Annotated in this window: 24 protein-coding genes and 4 pseudogenes; 12 read left to right on the top strand and 16 right to left on the bottom strand. The window is 41.9% G+C overall.

Annotated features, from left to right (window positions below; all coding sequences use genetic code 11):
- Position 1: 1 nt before the first annotated feature.
- From NQ518_RS04100 to arsB, 5 genes are read left to right on the top strand one after another with little or no spacing between them, the layout of a single operon-like run.
- Entirely contained in the window at positions 2-709 is a 708-nt protein-coding gene (locus NQ518_RS04100) for an aromatic aminobenezylarsenical efflux permease ArsG family transporter (RefSeq protein WP_227960796.1), read from the top strand.
- A 32-nt stretch (positions 710-741) separates the two neighbouring features.
- Positions 742-1,068 carry an arsenite efflux transporter metallochaperone ArsD gene (arsD, locus tag NQ518_RS04095; protein WP_227960798.1) on the top strand — a complete coding sequence of 109 codons (327 nt, stop codon included), beginning with the start codon at positions 742-744 and terminating at the stop codon, positions 1,066-1,068.
- A gap of 25 nt (positions 1,069-1,093) precedes the next feature.
- Positions 1,094-2,806: an arsenical pump-driving ATPase gene (arsA, locus tag NQ518_RS04090; RefSeq protein WP_227208431.1), complete on the top strand. Its 1,713-nt coding sequence runs from the start codon at positions 1,094-1,096 to the stop codon at positions 2,804-2,806.
- Between the two features lie 4 nt (positions 2,807-2,810).
- Positions 2,811-3,239 (top strand): arsenate reductase ArsC, encoded by a 429-nt coding sequence (locus NQ518_RS04085; protein ID WP_227208416.1) that lies wholly within the window; start codon positions 2,811-2,813, stop codon positions 3,237-3,239.
- Between the two features lie 12 nt (positions 3,240-3,251).
- On the top strand, positions 3,252-4,298 hold the full coding sequence (gene arsB / locus NQ518_RS04080; protein ID WP_227208612.1) for an ACR3 family arsenite efflux transporter: 1,047 nt from the start codon (positions 3,252-3,254) through the stop codon (positions 4,296-4,298).
- A gap of 166 nt (positions 4,299-4,464) precedes the next feature.
- On the opposite strand, the pseudogene NQ518_RS13580 reads toward arsB, so the two are convergent.
- A pseudogene (locus NQ518_RS13580) lies at positions 4,465-4,608 on the bottom strand (IS1380 family transposase); the annotation flags it as partial.
- 151 nt (positions 4,609-4,759) lie between these two features.
- On the opposite strand from NQ518_RS13580, the gene NQ518_RS04070 reads away from it, so the two are divergent.
- Positions 4,760-5,932 (top strand): IS4 family transposase, encoded by a 1,173-nt coding sequence (locus NQ518_RS04070; RefSeq protein WP_227208630.1) that lies wholly within the window; start codon positions 4,760-4,762, stop codon positions 5,930-5,932.
- Positions 5,933-6,055: 123 nt separating this feature from the next.
- On the opposite strand, the pseudogene NQ518_RS04065 reads toward NQ518_RS04070, so the two are convergent.
- Positions 6,056-6,379, bottom strand: a pseudogene (locus tag NQ518_RS04065) (hypothetical protein); the annotation flags it as partial.
- A gap of 146 nt (positions 6,380-6,525) precedes the next feature.
- Here NQ518_RS04065 and NQ518_RS04060 point away from each other — a divergent pair.
- The 3 genes from NQ518_RS04060 (at position 6,526) to NQ518_RS13575 (ending at position 8,022) form a co-directional block, all read left to right on the top strand.
- A complete protein-coding gene (locus NQ518_RS04060) occupies positions 6,526-7,287 on the top strand; it encodes a nuclease-related domain-containing protein (RefSeq protein WP_227960800.1) in 762 nt (253 codons plus the stop codon).
- A gap of 134 nt (positions 7,288-7,421) precedes the next feature.
- Positions 7,422-7,577: a hypothetical protein gene (locus NQ518_RS04055; RefSeq protein WP_227960802.1), complete on the top strand. Its 156-nt coding sequence runs from the start codon at positions 7,422-7,424 to the stop codon at positions 7,575-7,577.
- 181 nt (positions 7,578-7,758) lie between these two features.
- Positions 7,759-8,022: an acyltransferase family protein gene (locus NQ518_RS13575; protein ID WP_374211133.1), complete on the top strand. Its 264-nt coding sequence runs from the start codon at positions 7,759-7,761 to the stop codon at positions 8,020-8,022.
- 2 nt (positions 8,023-8,024) lie between these two features.
- Here the strand turns inward: NQ518_RS13575 and NQ518_RS04050 are convergent, their stop codons facing one another.
- Positions 8,025-9,239 (bottom strand): ISL3 family transposase, encoded by a 1,215-nt coding sequence (locus NQ518_RS04050; RefSeq protein ID WP_227960804.1) that lies wholly within the window; start codon positions 9,237-9,239, stop codon positions 8,025-8,027.
- A 111-nt stretch (positions 9,240-9,350) separates the two neighbouring features.
- Here NQ518_RS04050 and NQ518_RS04045 point away from each other — a divergent pair.
- A pseudogene (locus NQ518_RS04045) lies at positions 9,351-10,142 on the top strand (acyltransferase family protein); the annotation flags it as partial.
- A 315-nt stretch (positions 10,143-10,457) separates the two neighbouring features.
- Complete coding sequence (locus tag NQ518_RS04040; protein ID WP_227205829.1) at positions 10,458-10,772, top strand: helix-turn-helix domain-containing protein; 315 nt, start codon at positions 10,458-10,460, stop codon at positions 10,770-10,772.
- Positions 10,773-11,459: 687 nt separating this feature from the next.
- On the opposite strand, the gene NQ518_RS04035 is transcribed toward NQ518_RS04040, so the two are convergent.
- The 5 genes from NQ518_RS04035 to dnaN all read right to left on the bottom strand — a co-directional run bounded on the left by NQ518_RS04035 (position 11,460) and on the right by dnaN (position 17,856).
- Positions 11,460-13,151: a tetratricopeptide repeat protein gene (locus NQ518_RS04035; RefSeq protein ID WP_227960806.1), complete on the bottom strand. Its 1,692-nt coding sequence runs from the start codon at positions 13,149-13,151 to the stop codon at positions 11,460-11,462.
- A gap of 8 nt (positions 13,152-13,159) precedes the next feature.
- On the bottom strand, positions 13,160-14,821 hold the full coding sequence (gene recN, locus NQ518_RS04030) for a DNA repair protein RecN (protein ID WP_227960808.1): 1,662 nt from the start codon (positions 14,819-14,821) through the stop codon (positions 13,160-13,162).
- Positions 14,822-14,823: 2 nt separating this feature from the next.
- On the bottom strand, positions 14,824-15,741 hold the full coding sequence (porD, locus tag NQ518_RS04025; RefSeq protein WP_004350047.1) for a type IX secretion system protein PorD: 918 nt from the start codon (positions 15,739-15,741) through the stop codon (positions 14,824-14,826).
- A gap of 29 nt (positions 15,742-15,770) precedes the next feature.
- Positions 15,771-16,625 (bottom strand): 3'-5' exonuclease, encoded by an 855-nt coding sequence (locus NQ518_RS04020; protein ID WP_227960809.1) that lies wholly within the window; start codon positions 16,623-16,625, stop codon positions 15,771-15,773.
- Between the two features lie 106 nt (positions 16,626-16,731).
- Positions 16,732-17,856 carry a DNA polymerase III subunit beta gene (gene dnaN / locus NQ518_RS04015; RefSeq protein WP_227205819.1) on the bottom strand — a complete coding sequence of 375 codons (1,125 nt, stop codon included), beginning with the start codon at positions 17,854-17,856 and terminating at the stop codon, positions 16,732-16,734.
- A 169-nt stretch (positions 17,857-18,025) separates the two neighbouring features.
- On the opposite strand from dnaN, the gene NQ518_RS04010 reads away from it, so the two are divergent.
- On the top strand, positions 18,026-18,448 hold the full coding sequence (locus NQ518_RS04010; RefSeq protein WP_227960811.1) for a DUF3127 domain-containing protein: 423 nt from the start codon (positions 18,026-18,028) through the stop codon (positions 18,446-18,448).
- Positions 18,449-18,669: 221 nt separating this feature from the next.
- On the opposite strand, the gene NQ518_RS04005 is transcribed toward NQ518_RS04010, so the two are convergent.
- The 8 genes and pseudogenes from NQ518_RS04005 to NQ518_RS03970 all read right to left on the bottom strand — a co-directional run.
- On the bottom strand, positions 18,670-18,825 hold the full coding sequence (locus tag NQ518_RS04005) for a hypothetical protein (protein WP_227960813.1): 156 nt from the start codon (positions 18,823-18,825) through the stop codon (positions 18,670-18,672).
- Between the two features lie 3 nt (positions 18,826-18,828).
- Positions 18,829-20,244, bottom strand: coding sequence for a DUF4270 domain-containing protein (locus tag NQ518_RS04000; protein WP_227205815.1), 1,416 nt, complete (start codon positions 20,242-20,244; stop codon positions 18,829-18,831).
- Positions 20,245-20,320: 76 nt separating this feature from the next.
- The gene (locus tag NQ518_RS03995) at positions 20,321-21,127 is read right to left on the bottom strand and encodes a glycogen/starch synthase (RefSeq protein ID WP_102696921.1); all 807 of its coding nucleotides are present in this window, start codon (positions 21,125-21,127) and stop codon (positions 20,321-20,323) included.
- 457 nt (positions 21,128-21,584) lie between these two features.
- Positions 21,585-22,007 carry a biotin/lipoyl-containing protein gene (locus NQ518_RS03990; RefSeq protein ID WP_227205812.1) on the bottom strand — a complete coding sequence of 141 codons (423 nt, stop codon included), beginning with the start codon at positions 22,005-22,007 and terminating at the stop codon, positions 21,585-21,587.
- Positions 22,008-22,043: 36 nt separating this feature from the next.
- Positions 22,044-22,211 (bottom strand): hypothetical protein, encoded by a 168-nt coding sequence (locus NQ518_RS03985; protein WP_227205810.1) that lies wholly within the window; start codon positions 22,209-22,211, stop codon positions 22,044-22,046.
- A gap of 25 nt (positions 22,212-22,236) precedes the next feature.
- The gene (locus NQ518_RS03980) at positions 22,237-23,802 is read right to left on the bottom strand and encodes an acyl-CoA carboxylase subunit beta (RefSeq protein WP_227205808.1); all 1,566 of its coding nucleotides are present in this window, start codon (positions 23,800-23,802) and stop codon (positions 22,237-22,239) included.
- A gap of 91 nt (positions 23,803-23,893) precedes the next feature.
- On the bottom strand, positions 23,894-24,799 hold the full coding sequence (locus tag NQ518_RS03975) for a PDDEXK nuclease domain-containing protein (protein ID WP_260107757.1): 906 nt from the start codon (positions 24,797-24,799) through the stop codon (positions 23,894-23,896).
- A gap of 21 nt (positions 24,800-24,820) precedes the next feature.
- Positions 24,821-25,006 (bottom strand): annotated as a pseudogene (locus NQ518_RS03970) (DNA methyltransferase); the annotation flags it as partial.
- Positions 25,007-25,711: the final 705 nt, after the last annotated feature.

Here is a 25,711-nt window from a genome sequence, read left to right as displayed (position 1 = left end):
GATGGATTTTCTTCAATCGCTATTAGATAACAGTTCTATTCCTGCTATTACAGCTTTTATATTGGGGATCTTAACGGCGGTCAGTCCATGTCCGTTAGCGACCAACATAACGGCAATAGGATTTATTAGTAAGGACATAGAAAACCATCACCGGATATTTATAAACGGATTGCTTTATACTTTCGGCAGAGCAGTAAGCTATACGGTTCTTGGCTTTATTCTTATCCCTGTTCTCCGTGAGGGAGCAAGTATGTTTATGGTTCAAAAAGCCGTAAGCAAGTACGGGGAAATGCTGATTGCTCCTGCGTTAATCATCATTGGAATATATATGCTCGATGGAATAAAACTCAATCTACCGAAAATCAATATCGGCGGTGAAAGTTTGAAAAAGAGGACTAAAGGCGGTTGGGGGGCTATGCTATTGGGTATGTTATTCGCCCTTGCTTTTTGTCCTACTAGTGGAGTATTTTATTTCGGTATGCTTATGCCTATGTCAGCAGCGGAAACGGGTGGGTATCTCTTACCTGTTATTTACGCTATTGCTACGGGATTACCCGTAATCCTTGTTGCATGGATTTTAGCGTACAGTGTTGCCGGACTGGGTAAGTTTTATAACCGGATGCAAATATTCGAGAAATGGTTTCGTAAAATAGTTGCCATCCTCTTTATTGCGGTAGGAATTTATTATGTAGTAGTCTTTTATCTATAAACATGGAGTATCACTTTAAACAAAAAAACAGTATGAAAAAGATAGAAATTTTCGACCCGGCAATGTGTTGCCCCACGGGTCTTTGTGGAACAAATATTGACCCTGAATTAATGCGTATTGCGGTTGTTGTTGAAACATTGAAAAAACATGGTATCATCGTTACCCGTCACAATTTACGTGACGAACCGCAAGTATATGTAAGTAATAAGACTGTAAACGAGCATCTGCAAAAACATGGGGCGGATGCACTGCCTATTACTTTAGTGGACGGTGAAATCGCCGTTTCAAAAACCTATCCTACCACCAAACAAATGAGTGAATGGACGGGTATCAATTTGGATTTTATGCCAGTAAAATGAGTACTCATCAGCTAATTGTATGGAAATGAAAACATTTAATTTATCAGATATAGATTTAACGAAGTATCTTTTCTTCACCGGAAAGGGCGGTGTTGGAAAAACTTCGATTGCTTGTGCTACTGCGGTAGGCTTAGCAGATAATGGAAAGAAAATACTTCTTATCAGTACAGACCCGGCTTCAAACCTGCAAGATGTGTTTAATCAAACACTGAACGGACACGGCACGGATATTCAAGAAGTACCCGGCTTAACGGTCGTTAATCTCGACCCGGAACAAGCCGCAGCCGAATACAGGGAAAGCGTTATTGCTCCTTTCTGGGGACAACTGCCCGAAAGTGTAATTCAGAATATGGAAGAACAACTTTCAGGATCTTGTACGGTAGAAATTGCGGCTTTCAACCAGTTTTCCGATTTTATCACGGATGCTAACAAAGCAAAAGAATACGACCATATTATCTTTGATACAGCCCCCACGGGGCACACGTTACGAATGTTACAACTACCATCAGCGTGGAGTACATTTATTAGTGAGAGTACGCACGGTGCATCTTGCTTAGGTCAATTATCCGGTTTGGAAGAACGGAAAGGTATCTATAAGCAGGCAGTTGAAACACTTTCGGATGCAAACGCAACCCGCTTAGTATTGGTTAGCCGTCCTGAAATCGCACCATTAAAAGAAGCCGCCCGTTCTTCACATGAATTGCAATTACTGGGAATTAAAAACCAGCTATTGGTAATCAACGGGCTTTTGCTGCAATTAGATGAAGCCGATAACATATCGAAACAGATATATGACAGGCAGCAAAATGCCCTGAAACAGATTCCTGCGGAGCTGCTGGAATATCCGTCTTATTATGTCCCTTTACGGTCATACAATTTATCTAATATTGCGAATATCCGCCGGATGCTTTACAATGATGATTTGACAAATGATGCGAACTATCAGCCGATTACCGATGCCAAAGGGATGGATGAACTGATAAACGACCTCTATCAATCAGGAAAAAGGGTTGTTTTTACTATGGGAAAAGGCGGCGTGGGAAAAACCACTATAGCCACTGAAATAGCCCTGAAATTAACAAAACTGGGCGCAAAGGTGCATCTTACCACCACCGACCCGGCAAATCATCTGAATTATAACCTTGCTGTTCAGGCTGGCATTACGGTAAGCCGTATTGACGAAGCGGAAGTGTTGGAAGCTTATAAAAACGAGGTTCGCAGTAAAGCTGCGGAAACAATGACAGCCGAAGATATGGAATATATTGAGGAAGATTTACGTTCACCGTGTACGCAGGAAATTGCAGTATTCAGGGCTTTTGCTGAAATTGTCGATAAAGCAGAAAATGAAGTTGTAGTAATTGACACCGCACCTACTGGACACACTTTGTTGTTGCTGGATGCAACGGAAAGTTACCATAAAGAAGTTCAACGTACACATGGCGACACTCCCGCTTCCGTAAGAAAGCTGTTACCACGTTTGAGAAACCAGCAGGAAACAGAAGTCGTTATTGTAACCCTGCCCGAAGCAACACCCGTATTTGAAGCCGAACGTTTGCAAATGGATTTACAACGTGCTGGGATTAATAATAAATGGTGGATCGTGAATGCTTGCTTGTCATTAACTGACACTGAAAATCCATTCTTGCGGGCAAAGGCGCAAAATGAATTGGTTTGGATTAAGAAAGTAGAAGAATTGTCAAAGGGAAATGCTGCCCTAATAGCTTGGAAAAATAATTAAAAACATGAAGATTTTAATTCTTTGCACAGGGAATAGCTGCCGCAGCCAAATGGCACATGGCTTTCTACAATCATTTGACAATAAACTGGATGTCTTCTCAGCAGGAACAAAACCTGCTGAAAAGGTTCATCCGATGGCGGTAAAGGTTATGGAAGAAATAGGGATAGATTTAGCCCATAATATCCCTAAAAGTGTAAACCTATATATAGGGCAGGAATGGGATTATGTGATTACGGTCTGCGGTGGGGCAAATGAAAGCTGCCCAGTGTTTACTGGTAAAGTCGGAAAGAGACTGCACATGGGATTTGACGACCCCTCGGAAGCAACCGGAACGCCGGAGTTTATAAACAGTGAATTTCATCGGGTACGGGATGAAATAAAAGCCCGTTTCTATGATTTCTACCTGAACGTATTAAAACCACAATTAAGCTAAATATTTGTTATTATGGAAAAGAAACAAGGAATTGGATTTTTTGAAAAATATCTGACTATCTGGGTTGCCTTGTGCATCATTATTGGAATTGCCGTGGGACAATGGCTTCCGGCAATTCCGCAAACATTAAGTAAATTTGAATATGCCAACGTGTCTATACCCGTGGCAATCCTGATTTGGTTAATGATTTATCCGATGATGCTAAAAGTGGATTTTCAAAGTGTTAAGAATGTCGGCAAGCGTCCGAAAGGAATAATAGTCACTTGCGTTACAAATTGGCTGATAAAGCCATTTACCATGTTCGGAATAGCCTATTTGTTCTTCTATGTGGTTTTCAAAGCCTTTATACCTGCTGGATTAGCCGAAGAATATTTAGCCGGGGCGGTATTATTGGGGGCTGCACCTTGTACAGCTATGGTGTTCGTGTGGAGTTACCTTACCAAAGGGGATGCCGCTTATACACTGGTACAAGTGGCTGTGAACGATTTAATCATATTGGTAGCGTTTGCCCCTATCGTTGCTTTCTTGCTGGGAGTTGGCGGCGTATCAATCCCGTGGGACACTCTGTTGTTATCCGTAGGGCTGTTTGTCGTGATACCACTTGCTGCCGGGGTCATTACCCGAATAATGGTTATCCGCCGCAAAGGTGTGGAATATTTCAATAACGTATTTGTTAAGAAATTTGATAATTATACGGTAGGTGGATTGCTATTAACGCTTATTATCCTGTTTTCATTTCAAGGAGAAACGATACTGAACAATCCTCTGCATATCTTCTTGATCGCCGTTCCGCTTGTGTTGCAAACGGTTCTGATATTCTTCGTTGCTTACGGTTGGGCGAAATGGTGGAAATTACCCCATGATGTTGCTGCACCTGCCGGAATGATTGGGGCAAGTAATTTCTTTGAATTGTCGGTTGCTGTGGCTATTTCTCTGTTTGGTTTACAATCCGGGGCTGCCTTGGCTACCGTGGTGGGAGTGTTAGTCGAAGTTCCAGTAATGTTGATGTTAGTAAGGATTGCCAATCACACACGAAACTGGTTTGCTGCTACAAAATAACAATAGGGCAAAAGTCTTAATCTAACTTTATCTTAAAAAAGGATCTTGGTGCTGAAAATGTTTGTTCCTAACGTTTCCAGCATTCTGCCTGTTACAAAATCAGAATAAAGATACATTTGTTGTTGAAACAAAAAAAACATGATTGTTTTTGACAACAAACAACCAGCCTTACGTCAAGTCTTTGAATAATGGCCTTGTAGAAGTTACGGATAAGTGTTGTAAGAAGAAGGAACACTGTGTTCTCTGCCATGAAAGATTTGGGCAATCTGTCCCACCCGAAACCAGTGTTCATATCATCGAAGATACGTTGGATTTCATCCTTCGTTTTCACTACTGTCCACGAAAATCTTTTAATAATCTCTTGAAACGCCTATAAATACAAGCTTGTAGGAGATAAAATAGACTCCCTACTTTTGAAAAGAGTATCTTTGCCACAAATTACAATTTGAAAGCAGATACTTATGAACAAAGGTCGATACGTATTTTCACAGCTGTGCGACTTTCTGCCGACAGACCATTTCAAATGGTTGATAAAAAAGTATGAAGGTAATAAATATGTGAAGAGTTTCACTTGTTGGAATCATCTGATGGTTCTTCTATTTGGTCAGTTGTCTAATCGTGAGGGATTACGAGACCTTATTGTAACCATCACTCCGTTCAAGTCAGCGTTCCACCATCTTGGTTTTGGAAAGAATGTCAGTAGAAGCAATTTGAGCAAGGCCAATGAAATACGCGAAGTCAAGATATTCCAAGAGTTTGCAGACAAGATGGTTTCCATAGCAAGAGAGAAACGAGGAGTCGTCAAGGACTTCTTCATATCGAACAATGTCTATGCGTTTGACTCCTCAACAATATCATTGTGCCTTTCTGTATACTGGTGGACTAAACTGCATCATGGGAAAGGAGGAGTGAAATTGCATGAACTGTATGACGTGAAGACAGACATTCCGACATTTTCTGTCATTACAGACGCTTCAGTTCACGATTCTCAAGTGATGGAGCTAATTCCCTATGAGAAAGAGAGTTTCTATATATTTGACAGAGCGTATATGGCAACTAGGAAACTTTATATAATAGAAGGAGCAGAAGCTTACTTTGTCGTGAGAGAGAAGCATAAAATGCCGTTTGAGGTCATAGAGGATAAAGAATACAACAACCCTTCATCTGGAATTATGGCTGACCAAATTATACGTTTCAAGGGATACAAGACTAAGAAGCAATATCCAAATAAACTTCGACGAGTGGTATTCTATGACTATGATGGTAATAGGACATTTGTATTTTACACGAACAATTTTGAAATTACAGCGGAACAGGTTGCTATGCTTTACAAATACAGATGGAGAGTAGAACTGTTCTTCAAATGGCTGAAGCAACATCTGCGCATCAAAGAGTTTTATGGAACCTCGGAGAATGCTGTAAAAATACAAATCTATGCAGCTATCATTGCATATTGTCTTGTCGTTATCGTACAAGAATGTATGGGGCTAAAGCTTCAAACCTATGATGTTCTAAGAATTTTAAGCACGGCATTGTTGACAAAAATGCCATTGTGTGACTTGCTCATTGAACAGAAAGAGGAAGAATTTACTGAAGGAAAAAACCTGCAGCTCTGCCTCAATTTTGATGGGTAACTATCAATTTGTTACTTTTTGAAATGTTAAAGGGTTTTCGTGGACAGTAGTGCTTCGTTTTCTCGCCATGGCATAACTCGAGCATGCTCGGTTCTGCTCATTTGGCTTAACGAAAACGTTCCTTTCCTCCACGATTTCCTCGGAACATGATCCACAATCAGCTCTGAAGCGATTGATAGTGAGCCCATTCTGTTCAAATCTCTCAAAGAACCTCTTCAGCGTGTCCTTCTGATGGAACCGAAGGTTTTCGTTAAGCCAGATGAGCAGAGCTAAGTTTACTTAAGCTCTGCCATGGCGAGAAAACGTGCCATGAAATGGAATGATCTACACCTTAGACCGAGGGTTGAGTCGATTACAGATAATAATGTGGAGTCAAATTGCTCCATGACCCGAAAATAATCCTCCAAAAGGAGTGAGCCTCTCAGATTTAATTTGTATCTTCGCCATATCTATCGTCGGATTCTCTTGTTTTTTTGCAACACTAAGATAAGTGAAAATTCTGACATGGCAAAATCCTGAGCAACATTTTGTTGCTCAAGTACTTAAAAAGTTTAATTTATAATAGTGTTGCGGAATTAAGGAATAACTGTTCTATGCCATTCGCACCATTCATATTTCTTATTTGCTTGGTGGCAGGTATTGCTTACCTTATCTATGTCAAGCGGAAAGAGCGTGAATTCATTGAGCAGGTTACGCCCATTACTCGTGGCGAATGGTCGGAGCGCAGAGTAATATTGAAACTTCTGAAAGCGGGTATCAACCCCAAAGCCATATTTCACGACTTATACATTCAGAAGCCGAACGGCACTTATACACAAGTCGATGTAACCGTTGCAACCAAGGTAGGCTTAATCGTTTTTGAGGTAAAGGATTACAGCGGTTGGATTTTCGGCAACGAACACCAAAAGTATTGGACGCAATTACTGGCATACGGCAAAGAAAAGCACCGCTTTTACAACCCCGTAATGCAAAATGCCGGACACATTCAAGCTATCAGACAATGTTTGCCGCAAAATCCGGGCATACCGATTTATTCCGTTATCGTATTCTTCGGAATCAGCGAGTTTAAGGATATTACTTGTAATGCAGAAAACACCTTTATAGTATATCCTCGCTCTATCCGACAGGTCGTATCGGATATTATGATGCAGCCCAACGCCAATTTCGGGAATAAGTACGAGATTATGAACTTATTCACCAAAGGAGTACAAAACGGAAATGATTCGATGATTGTTTCTTCACAAATCAATTCTGCTGCATATTATGGTCGCAAAACGCCACAGTCCACTTATACCACATCTTTCAACTCATTATTCCGTTTTCGTGATTTTTCACACAGAAGAAAATTTTGGTAACCCACTATTAGCGTATTAAATAGGGTCTGCTAATTAACTTTAACTATCTGACAATTAACTATTTATGTTGTATAAAATTTGGTCAATTCGCCCAAAATGATTACCTTTGGATGTTAAAACATTCAAGAATCGAGATGAAATACTACTCACAATATCGCAGTCACGACCTGTTTGAACTTCAGGAGTCACTTTCTGGATTGAGCAAATCCAACCGTTGGGTCAAGCTGGCCGACCACCTTCCCTGGGGCAGGATAGAGAAAGAATACAACAAACGTCTGACACTTGGATAGAAGCTTGCTTCTTCGCTAAGAACATCATGAAGTTCCTAAGGGGACTTCTTTGTCTCATTTTCGAAAAATCGGGCTTGAGGACCTTCCAAAAGAGAGTTATGAGCATTTTTGACAGCATGAAGGCTGCATTACCCATACCGCAAGGTTGTATGAAAGAAATAAATTAGCAGACCCTAATTAAATGAATATCAATATATTTGCACAAGATAATATAGGGAAGAAAAGTACTCTACAGGGAGCACGCTTTCTGTTTGTATTATTAATATTCTTAAGTCATTGCTCTTCGCCATACATTACATCACCATTCGATTTTGGTGGAGAATGTGGTGTTTCGTTCTTCTTTATTCTGAGCGGTTTTGTGTTGTCTTTGGGGTATGGTCCACGAGTAAGCCGTGGAGAATTTAGAACAAGGCAATTCTTTTGGCGACATTTTATGAAACTTTAGGTTCATCCGACTTTTCGAGTGATACGACAGTCATGTAGTGCATATAGCCTTAGTTTAAAATATCGTTCATCCCTAAATCCGTATGCATTGCGTTTCATCACTTTTATCTTATTGTTAATACCCTCCACTTTACCTGTTGAGATATGGCAGTCATACCATGCAAGTATACCTCTTTTGTAAGCCAGTATAGTCATTGCCATCTTTTGCAGTTGTGGAATATGACTCTCTTTTGCTTGCTCCACCCACTCCGTTAAAACTTTTTCAGCCTCCTCTTTACGCACTTGCAACCATATCTCCCTCAACTGTTCTTTCAGATAATACGCCTTTGATAGAGGCTCATTCATTGCCAAGGCATTTTCCAATCTCGTCTTATATTTCGCATCATAGATATCTGCTCCATTACAAAGCAACAGATATCTGGTTCCCTTGAGTACCTTACGTTTGTTAATATCCTTCTCCATGTTATATTGTATTCGCCGTATATCATCAAGTTTGTCATTCATCAGCTTTACGACATGAAAATGGTCAAAAACGTGTATCGCATCTGGACAATTTTCAAGTACGGAGCCAATAAAAGCCGCTGACAAATCCGTGGCAACATATTTGATAGATACATTCTTGCGCCTCACCTTCTTCCAAAAGTCAGCCAAAGCTTCTATTCCCTTACCCTCACCGACATAGAGTATGCGCCCGCTAATAAGGTCTACAACGATTGTTTTGTATATGTGTCCTTTCTTGACGGCAAACTCATCTATACCTATACACTTAACACCATCAAGCGACGGAGGGGAATAATGGCTTTCAAGATAATGGGAATGTATCTCCTTTACTGTATCCCAACTTACCTCAAGCCGTGCCGCCACATCTTTTAGGGTCATGGAACGCAACAAGTCTACGACATATTTTGCAAAGCGGTGAGTGTAGGAACTGCTGCCCGTTGCAAATCGTATCTTTTCCTGTTGGTCGTAATCACAGTCGTTGCATTTGTAGCGTTGGACTTTCATGCGGATAACTATTTTCTTGCCACCGATCGGAAGACCGAGAAAGTCTCTTATGCGGTAGCCATTTTTCACCAAATGAAGTTTGCCACATTTTGGGCAGACGCTTAAACGTTTCTTGTTTTGTACGTGAAGAATAATTGTATTACCTTTGTATTCCTCCCTTGTACATTCGAGACTATATAGTCCCCATGCGTGATATAGAAAACTGCTGTTCATGATTGTATATCTGTTTGTGGTTATTCAAATATACTCAAGTTCAGCGGTTTTCTTTTATCTTATTGTTAAATTGTCACTCGAAAAGTCGGATGAACCAAACTTTATCCGCTTCATTTGTTACTCTTTGCGATAATGTTGGTACTAGATTGGCGTATAGGAAATCATTATGATTGGTCGCAGATATTAACTACATTGCTATTGGTGCAATCGTGGATTCCGAGCAATCATACTCTTTATAACATTAATCCTGTTTCGTGGTTTCTGTGCGATACGTTATTCTTCTATCTTATTTTCAAATACTTATATTCGTTTATAATAAAAATGAGTTGGAGCAAGCTGATAAAGCTGATAACGGGATTTGTAGTAGTATACTTAATAGCTGCTTGGCACGTGCCAAACAATATGATAAATTGTACGCTATATGCAAATCCTTTGTTGAGAGCTTTTGATTTTACTCTTGGTATTGTTGCATATAGATATTATAAAACTGCGGATATTAGCTATATAAAGAATTGTACTCACAATATTGGTATGCTGGTCATTAGCATAGGTGTTGGAATGACGTTATATGTTGTTTATCAAATGCTTGATGGTAATGGTGTGCGTAGTGTGGCTTTATTTTGGCCTGTTATGCCTGTTTTTATTATTTGTTTAGCTACTATCGATGGCACAGAAGATTTTTTATCGCGCCTATTATCATCACGCTTGATGGTGTGGCTTGGGAACATGAGTTTTGAATTCTTTATGGTTCACTCGCTCGTTATGAGATTATTGAAACATACAATGAAAACAGGCGTGTCGATATTTTCTGATTATATGTTCTTCGGTGTTGCCCTGTGTGCATCTATCCTTGCTGCATGGGTGCTTAATCGATGTTTTACAAAAATGATGCTACGCAAATAATATCTTAAAACAATAATCACCATTAGCGTCATATTAATGGTGATTATTGTGAAAGTTTAAATCTTATTATACGAGCACATTATTTATTGATGTACTCCAATATTTGTTCGGCATGTATAGGCTTTTAGTTTAGGCTATTACTGTGTAACTATATGAATATAAGAACTTATGGACCATCACTCCAAATTTCGGAAGACCCAAAATAATTCATGTCTTCTTGCAGAAACGAAATCAAATCATTATATTTGCAGTAACTAATACAATAGTTGTTAAATAGTAATATTTAATATAACAACTAATATAGAGGTTACTATAATGTATATTTTTGAGCCTATATCAACGGAAGACATCCTCAAACGCCTGTCAAGCAACTGCCGATTACGTCGGCTGGAAAAGAACATCTCTCAGAAAACACTGGCAGAGACAAGTGACGTACCACTGTCCACGATACAGCGGTTTGAGCATACCGGGGCAATTTCCCTTACCAGCTTTGTGAAGATTGTTCGTGTACTGGGTTATGCGGACGATATGATGGAGTTGATAGGCAAGCCCAAGTATTCAAGCCTTGACGAAATGATTAAGATTAACAAGAACAAAAACAGAAAGCGAGGAACAGATGAGAGCGTTTGAATCCTTGAAAGTGTTGTATCACGGACACCTGGTTGGAAGGCTGACTATGGGAGTCAATGACACCTGCCTTTCTCAAAAATGCTATCTCACTTTATGAGGAACGTCTTTTTAACACAAATGCTGGACGAATTTTCAGCTAACTTATTCGTGTGTTGAAAATATGCTAACAATGGGAATGTTTTGTTATCTGCTTGAATGTTAGTGTCTTATGTGATTTTTAAGTCCAAAACGAAATCAAAAAGCAAAGTGTTTTGGGGCAAAAACTCCTTTTTTTGTGCAAAAAAGACCTTTTATATGATGTAGATTGGGCGGCTAAAGCATGCAAATTAAACGGTAAAAGCATGCAAATTAAACGGTAAAAGCATGCTAATAGCTGCTTTATTCCATCTGAATAAGTTACAAGATGATGGATTGAAGGCTTCGAGCACCTAAAAAATCTCCAAATTTTTTCTATTATTCAATTTTGTTTTGTCAAAGAAAACGAATCGAGTTAACAAATGAAAGTTTCGTTAACAGATTCGGACGGAGTTGATTGCCAACCAGCCTTATTTTCACATCGTTTCGTAAATAACAGTTCCATTCGTGTTCATACAAAAGGGCATGTTTGTTTTTACATCGAACATCATTGTTTCATGAAAAAGTCGTATGTGTTTGCTGACGACTTCAGGTGAAGTGAGCGAAGTGGCTTTATTTGTATTTGTCGATAAAGTCTTTAGCTCTGGTATCACCTAACTCTTTCGCTTTATTCAAGGTTTCCAGTCCTTCTTTCTTTTGCTTGTTTTGTACTTGGGCTAATCCTTTAATGAGATAGGCATCGGCATAACTTGGTGCGAGGGAGATGCACAGACCGGCCGTTTTGATGGCATCTTCGTATAAATTCACTTTCAATTGTAGCGAAGCCATCTCTGCTAAGTAAGTAGGTTCTTGCCGATTCAAAACGGCTGCATGAGCAATGTCGTTCAAGGCTTGTTGATATCTCCGCAACTGTGAATTGCACTTATAGCGCGTGTAATAAAATTCATGACTGGCTCTGCCCAGCATCAACGTGTCATATTGATTATAATCCGCCAATGCTTTTTTGTATTCGCCAATCTGGTCGTAAGCTACACCGCGTGCCAACACATAGGGAGCAGCCACTGGTGTCAAAGGCTGTGGACAGGCTGCGACGGCACTATCCAGTAAGGTTAGAATCTCTTTCTCATCAGCTTTGAGTTGAGTCTTTGCCTGTGCGGCTTCGTAAAATAGTTCACCAGAGCGTAAGGATGTTTTCGTTAGCGCCATGAACATGTCATAGGCCTTTTGATATTCTCCTTTGGTAAAAATAATCTGTGCTTGCTGATGTTGATATACAGGAAGTGGATTGATGTTATTTGCTTGTGTGGCTTCATCAAGTGCTTTATCTAATGACCATTGCGTAAAGGTGGAGTCGGGCTGATAAAGTTGCTGCTGATAGATGAGTTTGGCATACTCGGAGTGGGCAACATCCTTGTTTTTAGCATGCTTAATTGCCGTTTCCATCTCGTCGGCAGCCTGTGAAAGCTGTCCTTTGCTTGCAAAAATGTTTGCTTGCGCTACATATCCATCAACAGATTGCGGGAACAGACGTTTAAAGTCTTGCACATATTTGAGATAGTTCTTATGATTCTGTTCTCTTGACATCATCAGCATGACCAGTGCCTCTGACTCCTTGCTTGGCATTTGTGTGCGAATAGAAGTTTGTCGCAAAACGGGGTCTGCAATGCTCAGTCCGGTGTTTACTTTCATGTCGTTCATGAACTTTGCATCCACAGCATGCGTCTCTTCGGCACTGTTGGCATGTTGCAATATACCAATGACCTCACCCTTGGCATTCACGAATGGGCAGCCTTCCTTGTTCGCCGGTGCTTCGGAAGAGAAGATATAATAGGCGTACTTATCCATAAAGGTTTCCACCTTTTGGATTGGCACTTGCTTGATATCAAGTGATTTGATGGAATAGCCTACGATAGAAACTTTCTCATTCACCTTCGAGGTAGACGAAGCAATTTTTGCAGGAGTGGTGTTTCCTACTACTTTAAACTTGCATACGTCATATAGTTCGTTCGCTCCAATCATAACGTCAACTGTCATGGCCTTGCCTTGAGCATCAATCACTACAGCACTGTCGGCTCCCACAAAAGGTTTCCATGTGCTGATTGCCTCTCCATTTTCTCCAACAAATACACCACGTGTTGAACTAAGCAAGGTTCCATCGGCCTTGAACGTAGTTAATGAGAAAACAGATTTTGCTGCCTTTTTTACATTTGCAGACTGTGCGTAAACCTGGGAATGTCCCCCTAGCAGCAAGGCAATGAGGGTGGTGAGGGTTAGAATTGTTCTTGATTGTATTGGATGTATCATTGTGCTATTTATTTCATATTTAAAAGTTCGCGTGCGTTGGCAAGAGCCGCTTCTGTGACATTACTTCCACTCAGCATCTGAGCCACTTCCTGTACACGTTGGTCTTGGTTAAGTTCGTACATATTGCTTACCGTACTATCTTTTAATTCAGACTTGTTTACCTTATAGTGAGTTTTTCCAAGGGCAGCGATTTGTGGAAGATGAGTTATACTGATGACTTGCCGATCGTTCTTGCCCATTTCGTCCATGATGTATGCCATTTTCTCGGCAACACTACCACTCACGCCCGTATCTATTTCGTCAAAAATGATGGTAGGAAGTTTGACGGCCCCACTAATCATAGCCTTTAATGACAACATGACGCGCGCTATCTCACCACCGGAAGCAACTTGTGACACGGGTAATAAGGGTGAATTGGTGTTGGCGCTAAACAAGAAAGAAACGCCATCTTGCCCTTTGTTTCCTAATGGTTTCTGGGTGATTTCAACTTTGAAGCGGATGTTAGGGATGCCAAGAGGTACCAAGCGACTTGACATTTCCTTTTCAATAGTTTTGGCGGCCTTTTGTCTTATTGTTGTTAGTTGATTGGCTTTCTTCGTACAGTCTTTGAGCAGCTGGTCAACATGTGCTTGTAGTTTTTGTAGTTCTTCGTCACTATGGTCGATATGCTCCAGTTGTTTTTTTATTAACTTTTGTTGAGTGAGTAATTCGGTAATGGTTTCCACATGGAATTTGTGCTCCAATGCATTGATTAAATCAATTCGCTCTTGAAGTTTTGCCAGCTGTTGGGGATCGAATTCTATGTTTTCTGTTTTGTTCTGAATCTCGTTCTCTATATCTTTTAGTTCGATATAACAGCTTTCTGTTCTTTGTGCAACCTCTTCAATGGGGGAGTAAACTTCCTTGATGCCATCCAGTTGTTGAGTAATTGTTCTCAAAGCCTCGATGACGCCAACCGATTCTGCAGACAACAACTGTTCTGACTGATATAGGGCTGTCTTAATTTCTTCTGCATGTTCGAGCGTGGCGAGTTCCTGTTCGATGGCTTCCTGTTCACCCTCAACAAGTTGTGCTTGTGCGAGTTCACCATACTGAAAGCGTAAGAACTCTTCGTTTTCTTGACTTTTTGCAATGTCAGCTTTCAATTCTTCCAACTGTTCAGCAGCCTTCTTGTATTCTTGATAACATGCCTGATATTGGGCCAAACTCTTGCTGTCCTGCGTAATGATGTCGACAACTTGTAGTTGAAAGTCTTCTTGGTTGAGCAAAAGGTTTTGATGTTGCGAATGGATATCAATCAATTGTTCTCCCAATTCTTTCATGGTGACAAGAGGTACAGGAGTGTCGTTGATAAAGGCCCTGCTCTTTCCTGAACTGTAGATTTCCCTTCTCACGATACAGTCTGTTGCATCATCATCGATGTCATTCTCTTCGAAAAAGTGGAGAAGATTGTATTTGCTGACATCAAAATGAGCTTCAATCAAGCATTTATCCTTTCCAGTTCTGATGAGTTTTGTATCAGCGCGATTGCCCATCAAGAGGCCAATGGCTCCAAGTATGATGCTTTTGCCTGCTCCTGTTTCGCCCGTAATAACGGAAAAACCAGGATAAAAGTTGATGTCAAGTTCATCAATCAGCGTAAAGTTTTGAATATGTAATTGCTTCAGCATCTTTATTCTTTGATTTTTTCCCATGCATTGTTTTGGGAAGCGTTGATGGAAAACAGTATTTCGTAGACCCGCTCTTTCTCTTTCTGGGTTCCTTTTCCGCTGTAGATGTTGGCCAGTTCATCACGCTTATAATCGGTCCATATCTGCGGTAACAAGCTTAACGGTCTGTTTTCGTGACTTTTTTTCAATCCCTCTTCCAATGCGGTTGTGATGTTTGTTCTTCCTCGCTCAACGTTTGTGGCCATTTGGTCTAAACCGTTTCTGAAATAATCGTATTGCAGTTGGCGGAAGGGTGACATGGCGCTATCCATGTAGTCGTTAATGATGGCAAAACGGTTTCGGCTGTCGTCGAATGATTTCCAACCCGTAAAATTAAGATTCTGCGCATTATTGGTTAGGTTGAGGCATCTTTGCAGTATGTCTTCACCGCCCATGGGGGAGAAGGAGTCTAGATTCAATCCAATGATGAGATAAGCATAATAGGCAATCAAAGCAGTGAGCTGGTTATTGATGGACTCTTCATTGAATTCGAGTTGATCGAATTGGGCAAACTCAAAATTAAAGTCGTTATCTGTATTATTATATAATGTAGTGGTGTAAGCAGAGTTGAATACGGGCCTATTGGCTTGTATCAATGCCCGACAAGTGAACATGTTTGTGGCTTGATCGTATTTGGTCACCGTAATGTTGAAATTACATGGAATGCGCTCTATGCGTTGGAACTTCAGGTTGGTCCACTGCCGGTCATTGATGAATCTAGTGAGTGTCTGCTCCAGATTCTCAAAAATGCTGGCATCCGTACCTTGTATTTGGTTGTGGTTGATATGGATACGCGCATTCAATTCCTGACTGTATACCGGCGAATAGACGCCAGCAGCCAAGAAAAGACTGAATATGAGGAGTGATACAAACTTCTTCATCTGTCAAAAAATCAGTGCGCCAATCGTTCTTATTTCTTGTTAAACTCTCGTAAGCGTATACGGGTGAGCACCTGTTTCGTGTTGTTGGTAAAGTCATTGGATAACATCCAACTGTAATAGCCTGGATCTTTTAGAAGAACTTCTGTCACGGCACAACCTTTATATTTACCGAAGTTGAACACTTCTTGTCTCATGGGTGAACCATCTTCTGTGGTCAACACCTTGCCGTCTGCACCTTTCATGTCTCGCCAAACTATACGGCCGGCAAAATCAACATTATCATTCATCTTGGAGAATTCGGCCAAATATTTCATATCGTTGGGCAATGCCCTGTCTGCTTCTTCTGCTGTTTCGGGATTGTATTTATCCAGTTGTCCCATCAGTACACGATAAGTCACCTCAGCATCTTGGTCTGCCCGATGGGCTTTAAAGTCGTCTTCCATTTTCCGCCCACAATAGAATTTGTAAGCTGCCGCCAGGTTGCGTCGCTCCATCTTGTGAAAGATAGTTTGAGCATCAACCAAATTGCTTTTACTAAAGTCGAAGTCAATGCCTGCACGCAGGAATTCTTCCGCCAGTATTGGTATATCAAAGTGATTCGAATTATAGCCTGCAAAATCACAACCTTTAAATTCTTCTGCTAACTTTTGCGCTATATCTTGGAACTTGGGTGCATCTGCTACATCTTCGTTGGTAATGCCTGTCAAGGCAGAAACCTCGAGAGGTATTTTCTTTTCAGGGTTGACAAGAATGTTCTCGCGCTCTTCTTTTCCGTCAGGAAATACTTTGATGTAAGATATTTGGATGATACGGTCTTTTACTAAGTCAAGTCCTGTTGTCTCGAGGTCAAAAACTATGATTGGTTTCTTTAAATTCAGTTTCATTTTTTAGTGACTTGTCTATGAATAAAATGGAAATATCTACCCGATATCGAAATAATAGTTTTCTTTATTGGGTAGATATGTTTTGCGTCATGCGAGTTGCTGCATATCAGTCATTAAGCAGCATTGGCATAATAAGCATCAGGATGTCTTCGTCTTCCTCCTGTGTCGTCGGGACAATGACACCTGCACGGCTTGGATCAGCCAGTTGTATTGTTACGTCTTCACTTTCAAGGTTGGTGAGAATCTCTGTCAACGAACTGCCCTTGAAACCAATGTTCATGGTTTGGCCAGAGTAATCGCAAACGATGCTTTCCTTGGCACTTGTCGCAAAGTCTATGTCTTCGGAAGAGAGCTCCAGTTTACCAGTTTCCAGATGAAGCCGTACCAGTTGGCTGCTTTCACTGGCAAAGGGTAGGATGCGTCTCAAGGCGCCCAGGAGTCCCTTGCGATCGACGGTGAGTTGATTGGGATTGTCCTGCGGGATGACAGAATTGTAGTTAGGGTATCTGCCCTCTATCAATCTGCACGATAATGATCCTCCTGCATAATGTATTTCGGCGTTCTTCGTATCAAACTTAATGACTGCATCTCCCTCGTCTTTTGTCAAAACGTTTCTTAGCAGCATGGCTGGTTTCTTGGGTAAGATGAACGATGCCGGCGTTTCACTCTTTAGTTTGAAGTTTTTGTTTCTAACGAGTTTGTGTCCATCGCTTGCCACGATTGCCAAACTGTCATTCGTCAGGTCGAAATATATACCGTTCATGACAGGTCTCAGCTCGTCTTGTGCTGTGGCAAAGAGAGAACGGTTGATGTTGTCATTGAGAATCCCAGCATTCATCGTAATGACGGTTGCACCATCTGGTATTGCTTGTGATTCGGGATATTCTGCCGCATTTTGAGCAGTGAAGTTGTATACACCATTCTGGTATTGTATCTGAATGGTTAAATTGGTCACATCCACTTCAAAAGTCAGCGGTTGCTCTGGCAACTCCTTAACGGCGTCAAGAATGGTGCGGCTAGGCACGGCAAATTTGCTTTCACCATCACATTCATCAAGGTGCAATGATGTGCGCATGACATTTTCACTGTCACTGGCGGTAATGTTCAGCTGTTTATCTTGAATATCGAAGAGGAAACTGTCAAGAATTGGCAATGAATTCTTGCTGTTGATAACCTTAGAAAGTGTTTGCAAGCGACTGTTTAAAGCACTGCTTGATAATGTAAATCTCATGGGTATGATGTTTTAAATGTTTGTCTGTATTTATTAGTTACAAAAATACAAAAAAGCATTGTGTTGGACAAAAAAAGGTACTAAAAGTTTCTTTTTTTAGAAGTATTTTACTAATTTCGCAAAACAGTAGACACACATGTTAGATAATTTATTAAAAAAAACACTATAAATGGAATTACAAGGAAAAGTTATTGCTGAAATGCCTGAAAAAAGTGGCGTGTCAGCGAGAGGAGAATGGAAAGTGAGAGAATATGTCATCGAAACGCACGACCAGTATCCTCGCAAGATGGTCTTCTCTGTTTTTGGTGAAGATCGCTTGCAAAGATTTAATGTTCAGGTAGGACAAGAGGTGTTGGTGTCGTTTGACATCGATGCTCACGAATATAATGGTCGTTGGTTCAATAGTATCCGTGCTTTCGATGTACGTCAGGTAGATCCAGCGACGTACGGTGTACAGGGAGCGCCCGTGCCACCTGTCACATCCGATAACACGACTACACAGCAGGCTGACGCACAGCAAGGTGGAGCACAAGCTCCATTCCCTCCACAGTCTGAAATGGCAGGAGATAATGCTGACGACTTGCCTTTCTAACGTACAGCAGCCAATTGTAAATTACATAAAAAAGAGGATATGTCTATTGATGGACATATCCTCTTTTTTTGAGAACCCGCGGTTTGAATATTGTTTGTTAGACTGAAGGTCCAACTGTAAGTGTTTGTGTCAAGAATTACATGTGCAAGGAAAGGGCATTCATCGCAAGATGCAATCAGATGGAACCTGGCTGCAACTCTCTGACTTACCTGGCTGAAACTTCACATCAGACTTTTCATCGTGGATGAGTGCACCTTTGTGAACTTGCTTTTAGCTTGCTTTTGGCGAGGTTTTAAATGGAGCTTTTTCTTTTTCAGCCATTCTTTCTTCCGCTCCTCGTAATCTCTTCTTTTCCGTTCCAGATAGTTGTCTGCCATGACTTATTTAAAGTGTGAGTAGATGACAGACAGCGTTTGCTTGTTTGAGCCGCCAAAGAGTTTGGTGCCTGACAGTGACATGTCGTGTACAACGTTGGTCAGAATCTGCGTCTGATTGAATGTGTAATAAGACGTGGTCACCGGTATGACAACCAGTTTGTTCCAATCTTCCGACTGTTTACCTGTAGCCTTGTTGCGCGCCATGGCCTTGATGACACTTCCAATGTTATTGAAGGTATAACCATTGTTGGCCCTGTCGTAAGTGGCGAGGAAAGACGTTTTGTAGTCGGCAACTCGTTTGTGCTCAAAGAATGTATATAAACTGTCTTTCTGAATCAGCAAGAGTGTCTTCGGAATGTCTAATGCAAACTTGGAGTCAACCTCATTGTTGATTCGTTTCAAATGAATTTTTGCAGCGTTGATTGAATCTTTTTCATGCCCTTTGCATATCTCTTCGACAGGGATTGTGATTTCCGTGAAGATGCCGGCAGGTGATTTTAAGTAAGTGTTGTTCTTGTCATTCACCAACTCGTTAATTGTCTTTCGGTCGTTCACCATGGTTGATGTCTGCAATACCTCTTCGGTGCCTGAGAATGAAGCTGTTCCTGTATAGGTGCTGTCCTTATTAGCGAACCTGAAATAAACGTTCAGTTGTGTCCTGAATATGTAGGCCATCGAACCTAAACCACTGACGTGTTTGAAATAGAATCCCGGCACAACATGCTGTGTGAATGTCATGGAGTTCTTGAAATATTCAGGATGTTGATAATACTGGTTTAGGATATACGTACCATAATTCTTATATCTTTTGCCGTTTTTGTCGGTGTATGGCTGGTTCAGCTTAATTTTGATGTGATTCGTGTAGTTCTTGTCCCATCTTGTTTTTTCACTGATTTGCTGGTCTGTCAATGTGTAAACCTTATCAGCTTGTAATCCATTAGTGCCGACATACCCATTTTCTATAGGGTCAAAATTAGAATAATAGGTGTTAGCTTCGCTCATGGGTCTGCTCATTTCATAAGCAGTTAGCTTCATAGGCGCCAGCGAGTCACCATAGAATTTGTCGTAGTACAGTCTGATTTCGCACGAATCTGCCACAATCATTCCGTCTTCTTTGTTGACCATTTTGTCAGCATCAGGAAATTGATAGTTTTCCTGAATGTGGAATTGAGTCATGAAATTTCCGGTGATGTATCCCCCAGTTTCCGGGTCTCTAATCTTTCCCAAATATCCCAGGGTGTTTCTTGACAACACAGAATCTGCCGCGATAGAACGGGTAGAAACCATGAATGTATCGGTTGAAATCTGTAGATTGTCCAACGAGTTGGTCAATGATATGCCCACATTGTCGGTCGTATCGTCACATGCCGTGAACATGAGTGCGGCAAATGCAAGAACTGCAATAATCTTATTTCTCATTTGTGTTTAAGCTGTATTAAGTGCTGTAAACTAATCTGTTGGTGCTTCTGTATGTCCTTTTGTAACCCAAACGTGCTTATTTCTGCAAAACAAGATCATAGAACTCTTGATAGGCCTTCGTGAAATCACTTCCTGGATATTTCAAGAATGGCAGTTCTTTGTCTGCACAGTACTTCAAGAGCTTTTCGTTGACGTCAGTGCCAGCCTCGATAATGCCATCACTATAGTCAATGGCCAGTTTGCCCAGTTCGAAGAAGTCGAACTTCTCATTGTATGGCTTGAGTAAATCCAGCTTGGCGTCTTTAAACTGCACGCATCTTTTGAAGTTGGTCCCCAAGTCGGTTTTGAGTTGTGTTTGAAATAGGGATGTAATCACCTTGGCGTTTGCAAACGAAGGTTCATCTTTATAAGCTGTCTTTACATATAACGGGATTACGGCTCCCATCCATCCTTGGCAATGAATGATGTCGGGTACCCAGCGCAGCTTCTTCACTGTTTCGAGAACGCCACGTGCAAAGAAAATAGCGCGCTCGCCATTGTCAGGATATTCTGTTCCGGATTCATCAACCGTCATTTGCCGCTTTGTGAAGTAATCTTCGTTGTCGATAAAGTAAACCTGTATTCTCACTTGGGGAATTGAAGCAACCTTAATGAGCAGTGGATGATCGGTGTCATCAATGATTAGGTTCATACCAGAAAGGCGAATTACCTCATGCAGTTGGCCACGTCTTTCGTTAATGTTTCCCCATTTTGGCATGAAGGTCCTGATTTCGCAATCATTTTCCTGCATGGCTTGGGGAAGGTTACGTCCCATGAGCGACATCTCTGTCTCTGGAACGTAAGGTGTCATCTCTTGGTTGATAAATAGAATCTTCTTCGTCATGTCCTTGTTTGGCGTTTACTTGTTTAATGGTGGCAGCATGGCTGTGGCATGCAAATCGTCAGCTTATCAGCTGGCAACATCTGACCTTGATAGTAGCTTGTTACAATTGCCCAACATTAAGCCTACAACATCTGCCCACTGCAAAGATACGAAAAATAATCGAATTACTGGCGTTAATTCTCTTAATTCGGTGTTCAAGCCCTTGCAATTTGTTATTTTTAAACTTTCTGCGTGCCATCTGCCTTTACATTCCTTATCCGCTTTTCTATGATAAATGCCTGTGCAACATAATAGGTTGTACAGGCATCTATGGTTTATCCAAAATTGTTCTGTCTTGATGAGAACTCGTGAGTGGTGTGCCCATACGCATGATGGCATCCTGTTGTCCTCTACAACGAGATGCTGTCTGCGTGGTTTTACATCCTCCTGTCTCTTGTGTCTAGTGTTTCGCGGCCGTTTATTCTATTACCACCAGCGGGGTGTCTTCCATGACGCTTTCACCCTGTTTGATGCAGATAGCTGTCACCTTGCCGTCCTTCTCGGCCTCGATGTTGTTGGCCATCTTCATGGCTTCCAGCACAACAACCGTGTCGCCGGCCTTCACCTCGTCGCCTACATGCACTAAGATGTCGGTGATGACACCAGGGAGAGGCGCCTTCACGGCATGGTCGGTGTTGACGTTGGTGGCCGACTGGCTTTCTTCTTCTGGCTCGCTGGCTACCGGTTTGTTCAATACAGGCTTTTTCTCAGGCTCTGGCTCAGCCTCAAGTTCAACATTGAAGTCCTCGCCATTGACAATGACCTGTGCTACATTGTCGATGATGTTTCCTATCTCGACTGTATATTCCTTGCCGTCGATGATGTATTTGAATACTTTCATAATCAGTGTTTCCTTTCTCTTAAATAGGTGAGTGGTTTACTTTGCACCGCACAGTTGTGGCTTCTCTGTGAAAGAGACGAATTTGGCGTTCCACAGGCTCTGCTTGGGCTTGATGGTTATTTTGCCTGATTCAATGTCGTGTACGTTGTTTCCCCTATATTCATAGAGAGCCATTGCGATGGCTGCATAAATGTTCTTATCCATGTCTGTCTTTTTCTACTTGATGTTTCTACATTGGCATGCATCCGTGCTTCTTGGCCGGAAGACTCTGTCGCTTGTGTGCCAGCTGTGCCAGTCCGCGGCAGATGCGGAAGCGTGTGTTGCGAGGTTCGATGACATCATCTATATAACCATACTGAGCTGCCTGATAAGGATTGGCAAACAGTTCTGTGTACTCGTCTTCCTTCTCGGCCAGGAAGGCGCGCACGTCCTCACCAGCTTCTTTCTTTGCCTTTGCTTCTTTCGCACTTAACACAGCCACGGCACCCGAAGCTCCCATCACGGCAATTTCGGCTGTTGGCCATGCAAAGTTGAGGTCGGCTCGCAATTGCTTGCATCCCATCACGATGTGGCTTCCGCCATAGCTCTTGCGTAGCGTGATGGTAATCTTCGGTACGGTGGCCTCGCCATAGGCGTAGAGCAGCTGTGCGCCATGCAGGATGACGGCATTGTACTCCTGACCGGTTCCCGGAAGGAAGCCCGGAACGTCCACCAGTGAGACGATGGGGATGTTGAAGGCATCGCAGAAGCGAACGAAGCGCGCCCCTTTGCGACTGGCATTGGTGTCCAACACGCCGGCGTAAGCCTGTGGCTGGTTGGCCACGATGCCCACGCTCTGTCCGTTGAAGCGGGCAAAGCCGGTGATGATGTTCTTGGCAAACTTGGGTTGTACCTCGAAGAATTCGCCATTGTCCGTAATCTCTGCAATCACCTTATACATATTATAGGCCATGTTGGGATCGTCGGGCAATAGCTCGTTGAGCAAGTCACTCGTGCGGTCAACTGGGTCGGTGTTCTCCACGCGCGGCGCCTCTTCGGTGTTGTTGGACGGAAGATAGGTCAACAGCGTCTTGATAAGCTGTATCACCTCTTCGTCGTTCTTGGCGGTGAAGTGGGTCACGCCGCTCTTCGTGGCATGCACGCTGGCGCCTCCCAGATGCTCGGCATCGATGTCTTCGCCTGTTACCGTCTTGACCACCTTTGGCCCTGTGAGGAACATATAGCTGGTTCCTTCGGCCATCATGATAAAGTCTGTCAGGGCAGGAGAGTACACGGCTCCACCTGCACAAGGGCCAAGGATGGCAGAAATCTGCGGAACCACGCCGCTGGCAAGAATGTTTCGTTCGAAAATCTCACCATAACCAGCCAAGGCACAAATGCCTTCCTGGATGCGCGCTCCACCCGAATCGTTCATACAGATGACAGGAGCTCCGTTCTGCATGGCCAAATCCATAATCTTACATATCTTTTCAGCCATGGTCAACGAGAGCGAACCTCCGTTCACGGTGAAATCCTGTGCGTAAACGTAAACCAAGCGGCCGTCAATGGTGGCACTACCCGTCACGACTCCGTCGCCCAGGAACTGTTTCTTCTCCATGCCGAAGTTGTGGCAGCGGTGCAGCTTAAACATGTCGTATTCTTCGAACGAGCCCTCGTCCACGAGCATGTCAATACGCTCGCGCGCCGTGTATTTTCCACGCGCATGCTGCTTTTCTATCGCCTTCTCGCCACCGCCAAGACGAGCTTGTTCTCTCTTGGCTACCAGCTCTTTAATCTTTTCTACTTGTTTACTCATATTATTATTTAATCTTTTAGTTTCGATATATATGACGTCACAAAGGTAATAATAATTAGTGAAAGGTTGATGGGTTGAGGCGTAATTTATGTTATTGTAACACGGCTCTTTCGTTTATAGAACGTTGTTTGTTGTCAAAAACAATCATTTGCAGTTCAACGATGTCGCCCATGTCCGTGCGAATGTGCAGTTGTCTTCCTACGAAGGCAAATCCCTTACCCATTTCCATGATAAACTTCTGCAAATGGTTGATGATGCTGCTTTCCAGTTCAGACTCTGTAAAGTCTGCATCCGACTGCAAGCCAAGAAACTCTGCCACTACAGGATTTTTGATAAATTCCAACTTATCCTGTTGCATAGGAACTGTGAGCTTGTGCATCTCGTCAACAACCTTATCTTTATGTGCAGATTGGAGTAGGCGGTTATAATATTGTGAGACAATATTACGATGCAAGGTGCGCGTGCTCCACATCTCCCTCAATGCCTCTTGTTCATACCACCTACGCACAATAGGATCTTCTACCCTTATTAGTTCCCGATAATGCGTCCATGGCAGAATTTTTCTGCTAAGCGGAAATGAATCTTTAGATTTTGTACGCACTGCGTTCACAATCTCAGATTGCCCACTCATGGTGTTGAAGTTTTCTAATTGTTGACGCACTGCGTCTACTTTTGCTGATTGTTGACTCACTGCGTCAACAATCTGTGGAAAACAACGATAGAACTTCAAATAATTATACAAAGAAACACGTTCAAACCCCTTGCCATACGCATGAGTTAGTTCTTTAGCAAGTGTAGTTATTACCTGTTTTCCATATTCGGCTCTTTCTTCTCCATCAAGTTTCTCACGTGCAATGCGTTCACCAAGCATCCAATTGCGGAGTGTGAGCGAAACATTGACAGCACGGTATGCTTGCTCACGGGCGTCCTCTATAATCGAACAGATGTCCGAATATAGGGAGCTGAAACCTGTTGTGTCTTGTATATGATTGTCCATAATTGTTTAATGATGCAACTCTACAAAATTTTTCTCTCCAAAAACCTCATCGCAAACAATGCGGAGGTTATGTACCTCATTGTCATCAATCGAAATAAATATAAGTCCTTCTTCTGAGAGCAAGTCTCTTGCTACTTTCAGTCGGGGATAAATCATGTTCAGCCAATCGTTGTGGAAACGACCGTTGGTGTCGGCATTCTTTTCAAAACTTCAAGTAAATGACATCAAAACCACTTCGGTCATTGATAGCATTTTGCAGCGATACCCTCTAAAAGTTCACTTGCAAAGATAGACAAAACTTTCGAAAATTTACACTTGCAAATACTCTTATTGTGCGTGGTGACACACGGATTTGTCATTAAAGAAATGATGATTGATGGTAATAAATCATCCTTATTCTTTTATTTCATCAACATCATCACTTCAATGTAAGTGCCGTGTTATGGGGTAGAGTGGAGCGTGATGAATCACGTCCCTAACGGGTGTTTCATGCAAAAATGTCAATTTTTTATCTCAAAAACATCCCTTAAATCGGCTCTTGAAAAGTTTCAATCTAGAAAAAATCGATAGGCAAAGAGGATGCAAATAGGGGATGATGTGTTAAGAAAAATCGCGTTTTATGGTTAAAGCAATGGTTTAACTACACAAGAAGCATGCTTTTACCAGGTTATATGCATGCTATAACCAGTCAATTGCGCGCAAATTGGGGGCATGAAGGCATGCTTTTTAGCCGAAAAATGCTTGAATTTAATTACCAATTCGGCTGAATAATTCGTAATGTCTTGTGTGTCAGTGAACTGCGAAAAACGCTCATGCTTGGCGTATTTGCAAGCAAACCTGTGTTCGTTTGCAAATAAGCCAAGCATGAGAAGATGCGTTGTCAAGAAAATTCACAAAGATAAACCTACACGA

The sequence above is a fragment of the Hoylesella buccalis ATCC 35310 genome (assembly GCF_025151385.1).
GTDB classification, from domain to species: Bacteria; Bacteroidota; Bacteroidia; order Bacteroidales; family Bacteroidaceae; genus Prevotella; species Prevotella buccalis.
This window is presented reverse-complemented; position numbering and strand designations above follow the sequence as displayed.